Annotated in this window: 11 protein-coding genes; 7 read left to right on the plus strand and 4 right to left on the minus strand. The window is 73.8% G+C overall.

Annotated features, from left to right (window positions below; all coding sequences use genetic code 11):
- The first annotated feature begins 28 nt into the window (after positions 1-28).
- Complete coding sequence (locus tag ABZ576_RS04385; RefSeq protein WP_360735659.1) at positions 29-2,059, plus strand: AAA family ATPase; 2,031 nt, start codon at positions 29-31, stop codon at positions 2,057-2,059.
- A gap of 127 nt (positions 2,060-2,186) precedes the next feature.
- On the plus strand, positions 2,187-2,879 hold the full coding sequence (locus ABZ576_RS04390; RefSeq protein ID WP_360735661.1) for an RraA family protein: 693 nt from the start codon (positions 2,187-2,189) through the stop codon (positions 2,877-2,879).
- A gap of 29 nt (positions 2,880-2,908) precedes the next feature.
- Here the strand turns inward: ABZ576_RS04390 and ABZ576_RS04395 are convergent, their stop codons facing one another.
- On the minus strand, positions 2,909-5,299 hold the full coding sequence (locus ABZ576_RS04395) for an excinuclease ABC subunit UvrA (protein ID WP_360735663.1): 2,391 nt from the start codon (positions 5,297-5,299) through the stop codon (positions 2,909-2,911).
- 165 nt (positions 5,300-5,464) lie between these two features.
- Here ABZ576_RS04395 and ABZ576_RS04400 point away from each other — a divergent pair, with 165 nt between their 5' ends.
- The 3 genes from ABZ576_RS04400 (at position 5,465) to ABZ576_RS04410 (ending at position 7,079) form a co-directional block, all read left to right on the plus strand.
- The gene (locus tag ABZ576_RS04400) at positions 5,465-5,950 is read left to right on the plus strand and encodes a helix-turn-helix transcriptional regulator (protein WP_360735665.1); all 486 of its coding nucleotides are present in this window, start codon (positions 5,465-5,467) and stop codon (positions 5,948-5,950) included.
- Positions 5,951-6,031: 81 nt separating this feature from the next.
- Positions 6,032-6,625: a hypothetical protein gene (locus ABZ576_RS04405; RefSeq protein ID WP_360735666.1), complete on the plus strand. Its 594-nt coding sequence runs from the start codon at positions 6,032-6,034 to the stop codon at positions 6,623-6,625.
- Between the two features lie 109 nt (positions 6,626-6,734).
- Entirely contained in the window at positions 6,735-7,079 is a 345-nt protein-coding gene (locus ABZ576_RS04410; protein WP_360735668.1) for a DUF2516 family protein, read from the plus strand.
- An 84-nt stretch (positions 7,080-7,163) separates the two neighbouring features.
- Here ABZ576_RS04410 and ABZ576_RS04415 read toward each other — a convergent pair whose 3' ends face one another.
- The 3 genes from ABZ576_RS04415 to ABZ576_RS04425 form a co-directional block, all read right to left on the minus strand.
- On the minus strand, positions 7,164-8,465 hold the full coding sequence (locus ABZ576_RS04415) for a fused response regulator/phosphatase (protein WP_360735670.1): 1,302 nt from the start codon (positions 8,463-8,465) through the stop codon (positions 7,164-7,166).
- Positions 8,466-8,718: 253 nt separating this feature from the next.
- Positions 8,719-9,810, minus strand: coding sequence for an NlpC/P60 family protein (locus tag ABZ576_RS04420; protein WP_360735672.1), 1,092 nt, complete (start codon positions 9,808-9,810; stop codon positions 8,719-8,721).
- Between the two features lie 187 nt (positions 9,811-9,997).
- Positions 9,998-10,837, minus strand: coding sequence for a class I SAM-dependent methyltransferase (locus ABZ576_RS04425; RefSeq protein ID WP_360735674.1), 840 nt, complete (start codon positions 10,835-10,837; stop codon positions 9,998-10,000).
- A 204-nt stretch (positions 10,838-11,041) separates the two neighbouring features.
- Here ABZ576_RS04425 and mshA point away from each other — a divergent pair, with 204 nt between their 5' ends.
- Both mshA and ABZ576_RS04435 read left to right on the plus strand, forming a co-directional pair.
- The gene (mshA, locus tag ABZ576_RS04430; RefSeq protein WP_360735676.1) at positions 11,042-12,379 is read left to right on the plus strand and encodes a D-inositol-3-phosphate glycosyltransferase; all 1,338 of its coding nucleotides are present in this window, start codon (positions 11,042-11,044) and stop codon (positions 12,377-12,379) included.
- Complete coding sequence (locus tag ABZ576_RS04435; protein WP_360735678.1) at positions 12,372-12,872, plus strand: YbjN domain-containing protein; 501 nt, start codon at positions 12,372-12,374, stop codon at positions 12,870-12,872. Before mshA ends, ABZ576_RS04435 begins: the two co-directional genes overlap by 8 nt.
- The last annotated feature ends 81 nt before the right edge of the window (positions 12,873-12,953 follow it).

Consider the following 12,953-nt stretch of genomic DNA (forward strand, 5'->3'; position numbering starts at 1 on the left):
TGGTAACGTTTGGCGCTAGGCTGGCGTCATGACGTCACTCGAACCCGCCCTCACCGACACCCTGCACACCGAGCGCGCCTACCACGACACCTGCCGTGCGGCCCTCACCGCGATGGTCGAGGGCGCCGCCGAGCAGGTCGTCGCCGGCGAGGACGTCTCCGCCTCCGGCGCCGACGCCGAGGTCCTCGGCCGCCGGCTGCGCAGCAGGGCCAAGGCCATGCGCGAACTCCCGCCCGGACCGCTGTTCTTCGGCCGGCTCGACTTCGGCGCGGAGGACCCGGAACACGGCGGGCAGGCCTACCACATCGGCCGGCTGCGGATCACCGAGGACCCGGCCGCCCCGCCGCTCGTGGTCGACTGGCGGGCCCCCGTCTCCCGGGCCTTCTACCAGGCGAGCGCCGGCGACCCGCAGGGCGTGGCGGTACGGCGCAGGTTCGGCTGGGCGCCCGGCAGCCGGGGCGACTCCGCCGACCTCACCGGCCTGGAGGACGAGCACCTCGGCCGGGGCGAGACGCGGACCAGCGACATCGTGGCCCGCGAGATCGAGCGCCCCCGCGTCGGACCCATGCGGGACATCGCCGCGACCATCCGGCCCGAGCAGGACGACCTCGTGCGTGCCGCGCTCGCCGACTCGGTGTGCGTGCAGGGCGCCCCGGGCACCGGCAAGACCGCCGTCGGCCTGCACCGCGCCGCCTATCTGCTCTACACCCACCCCAAGCGGCTCCAGCGCTCCGGCCTGCTCATCCTCGGCCCCAACGGCACCTTCCTGCGGTACATCGCCGAGGTGCTGCCCTCCCTCGGCGAGAGCGGCGTCCGGCAGTCCACCCTGCTGGACGAGATCGCCCGCCACCCGGCCACCGCGACCGACCCGGCGCCGGCCGCGGCGGTCAAACACGACCCGCGCATGGCCGAGGTGCTGCGCCGGGCGCTGTACGCGCGCGTGAACGCCGACGGGGTGAGCGACCTCGCCGTACCCGACGGCTCCTACCGCCGGCGGGTGCCGGCCGGTGAACTCGCGGCCATCGTGGCGCAGGTGCGCGCCGAGGAGCCGCCGTACGCCGTCGGGCGGGAGCGGGTGCGCACCCGGGTGGTCCGCAGGCTGCGCGACGAGGCCGAGCGGCGCTCCGGGGTGCTGCCCGCCTCCTGGGAGCGCCGTATCGAACGGGCCCGGCCGCTGACCGAGCAGCTCGACGCCGTGTGGCCGAAGGTCGGCCCCGAGGAGGTGCTCGCCGGACTCCTCGGCGACGCCACCGCGCTGGCGCGGGCGGCCGACGGCCTGCTGGACCCGGCCGAGCAGGCGGCGCTGCTCTGGCCGCGCCCGCCGCGCTCGTACCGGTCCGCCCGCTGGTCGGCCGCCGACCTGGTGCTGCTGGACGAGCTGGCCGGACTGATCGAACACCCCGAGGGCTACGGGCACATCGTCGTGGACGAGGCGCAGGACCTCTCGCCCATGGAGTGCCGGGCCATCGCCCGCCGGGCCGCCTTCGGCTCGCTGACCGTCCTCGGCGACCTCGCCCAGGGCACCACCCCGTGGGCCGCCCGCGACTGGTCCGTGCAGCTGCGCCACCTGGGCCGGCCGGACGCGGCCGTGGTGCCGCTGACCACCGGGTTCCGGGTGCCGGCGGCCGTCGTGGAGCTGGCCAACCGGCTGCTCGGCCGGCTCGGTGTCGCCGTGCCCGCCGCCACCTCGCTGCGCACCGACGGGGAGCTGGTCCTCCGGCCGGCCGAAGACCTGCTGGGCACCACCGTGGCCGCCGTGCGCGACGCCCTCGCCCGGGAGGGGTCGGTCGGGGTGGTCACGGCCGACGCGGACGCGGACCGGGTGCGCGAGGCGCTCACCCGGGCCGGTGTCGAGGCGGCCGGTCCCGACGCGCTCGGCGCCCGGGTGACGGTCGTCCCGGCGAGCGTGGTCAAGGGCCTGGAGTACGACCATGTCGTCGCCGTGGAACCGGCCGCCGTGGCGGAGGCGGAGGAGCGGGGCGCCCACCGGCTGTACGTGGTGCTGACCCGCGCGGTGTCCCGGCTGGACGTGGTGCACGCCCGGCCCCTGCCGTTCTGACCCGGCCCGGCGGGACACCGTCACGCGCGCGGCCGCGCCGTACCGACCCGGTCCGGCGTGGACGTCGTCGGGCGCCCGGTCCCCGCCCGTTCCGGCCGGGGCCGGACGGGCGCGGTAGCGTGCCGCCATGACCGACACCAGTCAAAACGCCACGGGGACAGCCGAGTTCGGGGACGCCGGCGCCCTCCTGGACGCCGGCGCCTTCCGGGACGTGCCCACCACCACCCTCGCCGTCCTGCTCGGCCGGGCGCAGGTCATGGACATCGGGATACGGCCGCTGTGGGACCCGGTGCCCCGCGTGGCCGGCCCGGCGTACACGGTGAGCTGCCCGCCCGGCGACAACCTCATGCTGCACGCGGCCATCCACCGTGCCGCCCCCGGCTCGGTGATCGTCGTGGAGTCGGGGGACCTGGACCACGCGCTGGCCGGCGGCAACGTCTGCGCGGTGGCCCGGCGCCGCGGCATCGCCGCGTTCGTCGCCGACGGGGTGATCCGCGATCTCGCCGAGGTCAGGGAGCTGGGCTTTCCCGTCTTCGCCCGCGGGGTCATCCCCATCCCCGGCGTCAGGCAGGCCGTACGACCCCTCAACCGGCCCGTGACGTGCGGCGGTGTGCGGATCGAGGCCGGGGACGTGGTCGTGGCCGACGAGGAGGGCGTGGTCGCCGTACCCGCCGCCCGCAGCGCGGAGATCCTCGCGGCGGCGCGGACGGCGCTCGCCCGGGAGGCCGCCGAGACCCTGGACGACTGGGAGAAGGCCCACCGCGCCCACGTCGACGAACTGCTGGCGCGGCACGGCGGTACGGCCGAAACCGGAGGGTGACGCCGCCCGCCCGCCCGCGACGCGGCGCCTCACGCGCCGACGTACTCCGCCAGGTGCCGGCCGGTCACGGTCGAGCGGGCGGCGACCAGGTCGGCCGGGGTGCCCTCGAAGACGATCCGGCCGCCGTCGTGGCCGGCGCCCGGACCGAGGTCGATGATCCAGTCCGCGTGGGCCATGACCGCCTGGTGGTGCTCGATGACGATCACCGACTTGCCGGAGTCGACCAGCCGGTCGAGCAGGCCCAGCAGCTGCTCGACGTCGGCGAGGTGCAGGCCGGTGGTCGGCTCGTCCAGGACGTAGACGCCGCCCTTCTCGGCCATGTGCGTGGCCAGCTTCAGCCGCTGCCGCTCACCGCCGGACAGCGTGGTGAGCGGCTGGCCGAGGGTGAGGTAGCCGAGGCCCACGTCGGCCATGTTCCGCAGGATCCTGTGGGCCGCGGGGGTGCGGGCCTCGCCGCTCGCGAAGAACTCCTCGGCCTCGGTCACCGGCATCGCCAGCACCTCGCTGATGTCCCGGCCGCCGAGGTGGTACTCCAGCACCGAGGCGTGGAACCGCTTGCCCTCGCACTCCTCGCAGGGCGTGGCCACCCCGGCCATCATCGCCAGGTCGGTGTAGACGACGCCGGCGCCGCCGCACCCCGGGCAGGCGCCCTCCGAGTTGGCGCTGAACAGGGCCGGCTTGACCCCGTTGGCCTTGGCGAACGCCTTGCGGATGGGCTCCAGCAGACCCGTGTACGTCGCCGGGTTGCTCCGCCGCGAGCCGCGGATCGGCGTCTGGTCGACCGACACGACCCCCTCGCGGGCCGGGATCGACCCGTGCACCAGCGAGCTCTTGCCGGAGCCCGCCACCCCGGTGACGACCGTCAGCACCCCGAGCGGGACGTCGACGTCGACGCCCTGGAGGTTGTGCGCCGTGGCACCGCGGATCTCCAGTACCCCGGTCGCCTCGCGGACCGTCTTCTTCAGCGTCGCCCGGTCGTCCAGGTGCCGGCCGGTCAGCGTGCCGCTCGCCCGCAGCCCGGCGACCGTGCCCTCGAAGCAGACGGTGCCGCCCGCCGTGCCGGCGCCCGGGCCGAGGTCCACCACGTGGTCGGCGATCGCGATGACCTCCGGCTTGTGCTCCACGACGAGCACCGTGTTGCCCTTGTCCCGCAGCCGCAGCAGCAGGTCGTTCATCCGCCGGATGTCGTGCGGGTGCAGGCCGGCGGTCGGCTCGTCGAACACGTACGTCACATCGGTCAGCGAGGAGCCCAGATGGCGGATCATCTTGGTCCGCTGGGCCTCGCCGCCCGAGAGCGTGCCCGCGGGCCGGTCCAGGGAGAGGTAGCCGAGGCCGATCTCCACGAACGAGTCCAGGGTCCCGCTCAGCGAGGCGAGCAGCGGCGCCACCGAGGGGTCGTCCAGCCCGCGCACCCACTCGGCCAGGTCGCTGATCTGCATGGCGCAGGCGTCGGCGATGCTGATCCCCCCGATCTTCGAGGACCGGGCCAGCTCGCTCAGCCGGGTGCCGTCGCAGTCGGGACAGGTCGCGAAGGTGACCGCGCGGTCCACGAACTCCCGGATGTACGGCTGCATCGCCTCCCGGTCCTTGGCGAGCATCGACTTCCGGATCCGCGGGATCAGACCCTCGTAGGTCATGTTGATGCCCGCGATCTTCATCCGGGTGGGCTCGCGGTACAGGAAGTCGTCCAGCTGCCGCTTGGTGAAGGTGCGGATCGGCTTGTCCGGGTCGTAGAGGCCGGACTCGGCGTAGAGGCGGTGGTTCCATCCGCCCGGCTTGTAGCCGGGGATGGTGAGCGCGCCCTCGTTCAGCGACCTGTCCTCGTCGTAGAGCCGGGTCAGGTCGATGTCCGTGACCGTGCCGCGGCCCTCGCAGCGCGGGCACATACCGCCGGTGATCGCGAACTCCCGGCGTTCCTTCACCGTCTTGCCGCCGCGTTCGACCGTGACCGCGCCGGCTCCGCTGATGGAGGCGACGTTGAAGGAGAACGCCTTGGGGGAGCCGATGTGCGGGTCGCCGAGCCGGCTGAAGAGGATGCGCAGCATCGCGTGGGCGTCGGTGGCCGTGCCGACCGTGGAGCGCGGGTCGGCGCCCATCCGCTGCTGGTCGACGATGATCGCGGTGGTCAGCCCGTCGAGGACGTCGACGTCGGGCCGCGCCAGCGTGGGCATGAAGCCCTGGACGAAGGCGCTGTAGGTCTCGTTGATCAGGCGCTGCGACTCGGCGGCGATGGTGTCGAAGACCAGTGAGCTCTTGCCCGATCCGGAGACACCCGTGAAGACCGTCAGCCGGCGCTTGGGTATCTCCACGGTGATGTTCCTGAGGTTGTTCTCGCGTGCTCCGTGCACCCGGATCAGCTCGTGGCTGTCGGCGACGTGCGGTGCGTCCGCCGGTGCGCCGGTCCTCATGGTCATGCTCATCGTCTCTCCGTCCGTCGGGCCGCCTCCGCCACGCTAGCGGCGGCCACCCGGCCCCCGCTTCTCCATTCCTGACCGGTCCGGCGCGGGTGCCGTGACGGCGACACGCGGCACACTCCAGCAAGCGGGTGCTTGCAATTGTTAGCGGGGGTGGGGCAAGGTGGAGGCATGGCATCGCTGAACGTCGGCAACCTCGGTGAGTACCTGCGCGAGCAGCGGCGGAGCGCCCAGCTGTCGCTGCGGCAGCTCGCCGACGCCGCCGGGGTGTCCAACCCGTACCTGAGCCAGATCGAGCGCGGGCTGCGCAAGCCCAGCGCGGAGGTGCTCCAGCAGGTCGCCAAGGCCCTGCGCATCTCCGCCGAGACCCTGTACGTCCGCGCCGGCATCCTCGACGCCGACCGGGACCGCGACGAGGTGGAGACGCGCGCCGTCATCCTCGCCGATCCCTCGCTCAACGAGCGGCAGAAGCAGGTGCTGCTCCAGATCTACGAGTCCTTCCGCAAGGAGAACGGATTCGGGGCCGGCGAGAGCGCCGGGGGCGAGGGGACCGGGGACGGCGCCGGGGGCCACGGGACGGACGGCGGTCCCGCGGCCGCCGGGGGCGATGCCGCCGGAAGTGACACGGACGCCGGTCCGCGGCGGACGGCCGGATAACGCCGGACCAGGGCACCGGACGCCCACCGCGGACCACACCCACCCAGCCGAACGCGAATCCGATCCGGGAGGACCCTCACCATGGCCATCACCGACGACCTGCGCAAGACCCTCAGCGACCCGACCCCGCTCTACTTCGCCGCCGGCACCGCCGACCTGGCGATCCAGCAGGCCAAGAAGGTGCCGGCCCTGGTGGAACAGCTGCGCTCCGAGGCCCCTGCCCGCATCGAGGCCGTGCGCAACACCGACCCCAAGGCCGTGCAGGAGAAGGCCGCCGCCCGCGCCAGGGAGGCGCAGGAGAACCTCCAGACCAAGGTCACCGAGATCATCGGCGGCCTCGACGTGCGCAAGCTCGGCGAGAGCGCCCAGGACTTCGCCCTGCGCGGTGTCGGCATCGCCGCCGAGTACGCCGTCAAGGCCCGCGAGACCTACGAGAAGGTCGCCGAGCACGGCGAGCAGGCCGTGAAGACCTGGCGCGGCGAGGCCGCCGAGGAGATCGAGGAGCTGGCCATCGTCGTCGAGGGCAAGGCCGAGCCGGCCGAGGCCGCGACCGACGAGCCGAAGCCGGCCGGCGCGGCGGCCGAGCCGGCCGCGGAGAAGAAGCCCGCGGCGAAGAAGACGCCGGCGCCCCGCAAGAGCACCACCGCGAAGAAGACCACCCCGCCGGCCAAGTGAGCGTGGCCGTTCGGACGCGTCGGGGCCGGGCACCTTTGGGGTGTCCGGCCCGTTTCACGGGTACGGTGGCGGCGTATCGGGGATCGGGAATCAACGGGCGGTGGACAGCATGCTGATGTTGGGCTTCGCGGGTTTCATGGGGATCTTGAAGATCGTCCTGATGGCCCTGGCGGCGTTCGGACTGTTCGACGCCGCGTTCCGGCGCGAGGACGCCTTCCGCGCGGCCGACAAGCAGAACAAGGTCTTCTGGCTGATCATCCTGGGCATCGCGCTCGTGGTCAGCTACCTGTTCACGCTCCTGTCCATCCTGCCGATCGCCGGCGCGGTCGCGAGCATCGTGTACATCGTGGACGTACGCCCCGCCCTCCAGCAGGTGGGCGGCGGCCGCGGCTGGGGCCGCCGCCGCGGAAGCAGCAGCGACGGCCCGTACGGGCCGTACAACGGCGGCCGTTAGCCGGCGCGCGGACCGCGCGAACGGCTCCCGCGCGCCCGCACCGGCACCGGCCGGGGCGAGGCGCCCGCCGCGGCGCGGCTCCGCTCAGCCGGTCCGGTCCAGCAGGACCACGGCCACGTCGTCGGTCAGCTCGCCGCCGTTCAGCTCGCGGACCTCGTGCACCGCGGCCCGCAGCAGGTCCTCCCCGCGCAGCCCCTCGGCGAGCTGCCGGCGGATCATCTCCACCATGCCGTCCTGCCCCAGCCGCTCCCCGTCCGCGCCGACGCGTCCCTCGATCAGGCCGTCGGTGTAGAGCATCAGGCTCCACTCGGCGCCCAGCTCCACCTGCATCCGGGGCCAGCGGGCGCCCGGCAGCAGGCCGAGGGCGGGGCCGTTGTTGTCGTACGGCAGCAGCCGCGCCGGCCGGCCCGGGCGGGCGATCAGCGGCGCCGGGTGGCCGGCCAGGCACAGGCCCGCGCGGCGGCCGTCGGGCGCGATGTCCACCGTGCACAGCGTCGCGAAGATCTCCTCGTCGGAGCGCTCGTGCTCCAGCACCTGCTGCATGGTGTTCAGCAGCTCGTCCCCGCACAGCCCGGCCAGGGTCAGCGCCCGCCAGGCGATGCGCAGCTCCACGCCGAGCGCGGCTTCGTCCGGGCCGTGCCCGCAGACGTCACCGATCATGGCGTGCACGGTGCCGTCGGGGGTGCGCACGGCGTCGTAGAAGTCGCCGCCGAGCAGCGCCCGGGAGCGGCCCGGCCGGTAGCGGGCGGCGAAGCGCAGCGAGGAGCCGTCCAGCAGGGGCGTGGGCAGCAGGCCGCGCTCCAGGCGGCGGTTCTCCTGTGCGCGCAGCCTGCCCTCGGCCAGGCGCCGCTCCGCCGTGTCGGAACGCTTGCGCTCCACCGCGTAGCGGATCGCGCGGCTGAGCAGGCGGCCGTCCAGCTCGTCGCGGAAGAGGTAGTCCTGGGCGCCCACGCGCACGGCCTCGGCGCCGCGCTCGGCGTCGCCGGAGGCGGTCAGCGCGAGCACGGCGTGCCGCGGCGCGAGCCGCAGCACGTGCCTGAGCACGGCCAGCTCGTCGTCGTGGTCGCCGCCGCCCGGCGCCGGGAGCGCCAGGTCGAGCAGTATGCAGTGGACGTCGTCGGTGAGCAGCCGCTCGGCCTCGGTGAGGTTGCGGGCGGTGCGCACCCGGATCGGCTTGCCGGCCGGGTCCAGCAGGTCGGGCACGATCGGCGAGCCGGCCGGATCGTCCTCGATCAGCAGCAGGGTGAGAGTGGCGCCGGTGCCGTTGGCGGGCGCGGCGTCGCGGTGGGCCTCTTCCTTGAGGGGGCCGCCGACGGCGTGGGCGGCCTGCGCCTGACCACTCTCCACGGCCGGGATCGCTCTCTGCCGCGGTACGGGTACGGGCATCGTCTTGAGTTCCTTCCCTCCCCCCGAGGGCACGGGGCGGCGTCGAGGGGTCTCGACCCACCGACCGGGACCATAGCGGCTCGGGCCGCCCCGATGGAATGGTGTGAGCCCCGTCGCTCCGGTGCCCGCCACTGTCATATGCCGCGTTACGTATCGCAGTTGGACACGGCGGCGGCCGGGAGGGGATGACGAAGCTCACGTCCTGCGCCGGTTTGGGCGGGCTTTGGCCGTGCGGTGGGTCACATGACGTGCCTCACGCGTCGGGTCGTACGACCCCGAGGATGGGCATCGAGCCGGCCCCCGCGATCGTCACCGTCCGCCCGGGGCGCGGGGCGTGGACGATCGAGCCGTCGCCGATGTACATCCCGACATGGCTGGCGTCGTCGAAGTAGATGACGAGGTCGCCGGGGCGCATGTCCTCGACGTCGACGCGCCGGAGCTGCTTCCACTGCTCCTGCGAGGTGCGCGGGACGGGGTGGCCGGCCGCCGCCCAGGCCTGGGAGGTGAGGCCCGAGCAGTCGAAGGAGTCCGGCCCCTCGGCGCCCCACACGTACGGCTTGCCGAGCTGTGCCGTGGCGTACTTCACGGCCTTCTTGCCCTGTGCGGAGGCCTTGCCGTCGATGTCCTTCAGGACGCCGGTGTCCAGCCAGGCCGTCTGCGCCTTCTCGGCGGCCTCCCGTTCGAGCTGGGCGAGCCGCTCCTTCTCCTTCTTCTCCAGCCGGGATTCGAGCTTCTCGGCCGCGTCGATCTGCTTGCGGATCTTCTTCTTGGCGGCGGCCTTGGCCTTGCGGTTGGCGTCCAGCTTCTCCCACCGGTCGGCGGCGTCGTCGGCGTACCGGCGCAACTCCTTCTGCGTGCGGGCCATTTCGCTCATCAGCTTCGTCGCCGCCTGCTGGCCCTGGAGCACCCGGCCGGCGCCGTCCAGGAAGCGCCCCGGGTCGTCGCTGAGCAGGAACTGGGCGGTGGAGGACAGGCCGCCGGTGCGGTACTGGTCCCGGGCCGCCGCACCCGCCTGGTTCTTGAGCTTGTCCAGTCTCTGCTGCCCCTGGACGATCTTCTCGGCCAGCGCCACGATCTCGGCGGACTGCTTCTTCGCCTTCTCCTCGGCCGCGTTGTAGGCGTCGGTGGCCACGGCCGCGTCGTGGTAGAGCTTGTCGAGCCTGTCCCGGACCTCCTGAAGGTCCTTGTCGGGCGCGGGAGTCGGCGTGCCGCCCGCCGTCGTGGTGGGAGTGGGGGTGGGTGTGGGCGCGGGAGCCGCGAACGCCGTACCCGGTGCCGAGAGGACGGTCACCGCGCAGATGACGGTCAGAGCGGCCGTGAGCAGGCCGCGCTTGCCCGAACCCATACCTCTTCCCCCAAACTGATTTACCGTCAGTAACTTACGGTCGTCTGAGGGATCGTGCCACGGCCGCGCGCAAAGCGACAGAGGCCGTCGGAAACCGGAATTCCCCCGTCGAGCACCGGACGGGCGATCCCCGCGGCGATGTGACGTGCCGTGTGCGGAGATCGTTCCCCCCCTCCGCCGGCGGCGGTCAGCGCACCGGCGCCAACGCCTCCCACGCGACGGTGACTTCGCCCTGCCGCCAGCGGGAGGGGGAGTCCGTCACCGGCCAGTCGGCCGTCAGGTCCCGTACCGCGCGCAGCCAGCGCTGGCGGGCGCCGTAGGAGGCGTAGGGTGCGGCGGCGGCCCAGGCGCGGTCGAAGTCCCGGAGGAAGGCGTGCACCGGCTCGCCCGGCACGTTGCGGTGGATCAGCGCCTTCGGCAGCCGTTCGGCGAGGTCGGAGGGGCGGTCCAGGGAGCCCAGCCGGGTGGCGAAGGTGACCGTGCGGGGACCCTCGGGGCCCAGCGCCACCCACACGTGCCGGCGGCCGATCTCGTCGCAGGTGCCCTCCACCAGCAGCCCGCCGCGCGAGCCGCCGCCCGCCGGGGCCAGCCGCGCGCACAGCCGCTCCCACACCGCGGCGACCTCGGCCTCCTCGTACTGCCGCAGCACGTTGGCGGCCCGGACGAGCACCGGGCGCCCGGGCACCGGGATCTCGAAGCCGCCGTGCCGGAAGGCGAGCCCGTCGCGCTCGTACGGCCGGGCCGCCGCGACCCGCTCCGGTTCGATCTCGACGCCGACCACGCGCGTGCGGGGCGCGGCGGCGCGCAGCCGGCCGAGCAGTTCGACGGCGGTCCAGGGGGCGGCGCCGTAGCCGAGGTCGATCGCGACCGGGTCTGCGGCGCGCCGCAGCTCGGCGCCGTGCACGGCCGCGATCCAGCGGTCCATGCGGCGCAGCCGGTTGGGGTTGGTCGTCCCGCGGGTCACCGTTCCCACGACGGGGCTCCCCCCGGGCCGGGAGCGGGGGAGGGACGCGGCGCGGGCTGTCATGTCTACGAGGGTAAGCGGGCTCCCGAGGGGGGTGGGGCGACCCGGCCCGGGTTCGAACGGTTGACCGAAAACAGGTAATGATTCGGTAAATCCGCTTGATGGGCGACGCGATCGGGAAATGGCGCGGCCCCCGCTCACTGTTGGACCCCTGCGGAGGACGAGCTGCGTCCTCCGCAGGCATGCCCGCACAAGGAGGATCGCCACGTGAGCCAGTACGTCAGCAGGCTCGGGCGCCGCTCCCCGTCGGCCGCCGCGCGCCTCCGGCTGTACCGCAGGCCCCGCCGGGTCGCCATGCTCTCCGTGCACACCTCCCCGCTCCACCAGCCCGGTACCGGTGACGCCGGCGGCATGAACGTCTACATCGTGGAGCTGGCCCAGCGGCTCGCCGCACTGGGCATCGAGGTCGAGATCTTCACCCGGGCCACGGCCGGGGACCTGCCGCCCTCCGTCGAGCTCGCCCCCGGCGTCCTCGTCCGGCACGTCGACGCCGGGCCGTACGAGGGCCTCGCCAAGGAGGACCTGCCGGCCCAGCTGTGCGCCTTCACGCACGGCGTGATGCAGGCGTGGGCCGGCCACCGCCCCGGCTACTACGACCTCGTCCACTCGCACTACTGGCTCTCCGGCCACGTCGGCTGGCTCGCCGCCCAGCGCTGGGGCGTCCCGCTGGTGCACGCCATGCACACCATGGCCAAGGTCAAGAACGCCAATCTGGCCGACGGCGACACCCCCGAGCCCGCCGCCCGGGTCATCGGCGAGACCCAGATCGTGGCCGCCGCCGACCGGCTGATCGCCAACACCGCCGAAGAGGCCGGCGAGCTGGTCCGGCACTACGCGGCCGACCCGGCCAAGGTCGCCGTCGTCCACCCCGGGGTGAACCTCCAGCGGTTCCGCACCGCCGACGGCCGCGCCGCCGCCCGCGCCCGCCTCGGCCTGCCGCAGGACGCCCTGATCCCGCTCTTCGCCGGCCGCATACAGCCCCTGAAGGCGCCCGACATCCTGCTGCGCGCCGTCGCCGTCCTGCTGGGGGAGCGCCCCGAGCTGCGCTCCCGGATCGTCGTCCCGGTCGTCGGCGGCCCCAGCGGCAGCGGGCTGGCCAAGCCGGAGGGCCTGCAGAAGCTCGCCGCCCGGCTGGGCGTCGCGGACGTCGTACGGTTCCGCCCGCCGGTCGGCCAGGAACAGCTGGCGGACTGGTTCCGGGCCGCGTCCGTCCTCGTCATGCCCTCCTACAGCGAGTCCTTCGGCCTGGTCGCCATAGAAGCGCAGGCGGCCGGGACCCCGGTGCTCGCCGCCTCGGTCGGCGGGCTGCCGGTGGCCGTGCGCGACGGCGAGACCGGCTTCCTGGTCACGGGGCACGACCCGGCGGACTACGCCCGCGCGCTGGGCCGGTTCGCCGACGAGCCGGCCCTCTCCGCGTCCATGGGCGAGGCGGCCGCCCGGCACGCGCAGTCCTTCGGCTGGGAGACGTCGGCCGCCGCGACCGCCGACGTCTACACGGCCGCGACCCAGTCCCACCGCCGTCGCGTACGCTCCCACCATGGGTGACGTGGAGAAGGCCGGGCAGGTGCTGCGGGACGTCTTCGAGGACGCCGAACTGGAGTGGGAGAGCCCGGAGCCCGGGAACTACGTGGTCAAGCTGCCCGGTACGCGCAAGCTGTCCACGACGGTCTCGTTCCTCGTCGGCCGGCACTCCCTCTCCCTCAACGCCTTCGTCATCCGCCACCCCGACGAGAACGAGACGGGCGTCCAGCGCTGGCTGCTGGAGCGCAACCTCAAGCTCTACGGCGTGAGTTACGCCGTCGACCGGCTCGGCGACATCTACGTCACCGCCCGCCTGCCGCTCGCCTCCGTCACCCCGGACGAGGTCGACCGCCTGCTCGGCCAGGTCCTGGAGGCCACCGACGGCGCCTTCAACACGCTGCTGGAGCTGGGGTTCGCCTCCTCCATCCGCAAGGAGTACGCCTGGCGGGTGTCCCGGGGCGAGTCCACGCGGAACCTGGAGGCGTTCATGCACCTGATCGAGCGCCCGGCGGACTGACACCGTCCCCCGACCGCTTCCCCGACCTTTTCCCCGACCTTTTCCCCGACCTTTTCCCCGCCCCCGTTTCCCTGCCCTGTT

Origin of the sequence: Streptomyces sp. NPDC013455, from assembly GCF_040632975.1 — a bacterium.
Classification (GTDB): Bacteria; Actinomycetota; Actinomycetes; order Streptomycetales; family Streptomycetaceae; genus Streptomyces.

Coding starts and splice junctions, on each gene's coding strand:
- ABZ576_RS04410 (WP_360735668.1), top strand. CDS start 6,735: ATGCTGATGTTGGGCTTCGCGGGTTTCATGGGGATCTTGAAGATCGTC.
- ABZ576_RS04395 (WP_360735663.1), bottom strand. CDS start 5,299: ATGAGCATGACCATGAGGACCGGCGCACCGGCGGACGCACCGCACGTC.
- ABZ576_RS04400 (WP_360735665.1), top strand. CDS start 5,465: ATGGCATCGCTGAACGTCGGCAACCTCGGTGAGTACCTGCGCGAGCAG.
- ABZ576_RS04435 (WP_360735678.1), top strand. CDS start 12,372: ATGGGTGACGTGGAGAAGGCCGGGCAGGTGCTGCGGGACGTCTTCGAG.
- ABZ576_RS04405 (WP_360735666.1), top strand. CDS start 6,032: ATGGCCATCACCGACGACCTGCGCAAGACCCTCAGCGACCCGACCCCG.
- ABZ576_RS04425 (WP_360735674.1), bottom strand. CDS start 10,837: ATGACAGCCCGCGCCGCGTCCCTCCCCCGCTCCCGGCCCGGGGGGAGC.
- ABZ576_RS04390 (WP_360735661.1), top strand. CDS start 2,187: ATGACCGACACCAGTCAAAACGCCACGGGGACAGCCGAGTTCGGGGAC.
- ABZ576_RS04415 (WP_360735670.1), bottom strand. CDS start 8,465: ATGCCCGTACCCGTACCGCGGCAGAGAGCGATCCCGGCCGTGGAGAGT.
- ABZ576_RS04420 (WP_360735672.1), bottom strand. CDS start 9,810: ATGGGTTCGGGCAAGCGCGGCCTGCTCACGGCCGCTCTGACCGTCATC.
- ABZ576_RS04385 (WP_360735659.1), top strand. CDS start 29: ATGACGTCACTCGAACCCGCCCTCACCGACACCCTGCACACCGAGCGC.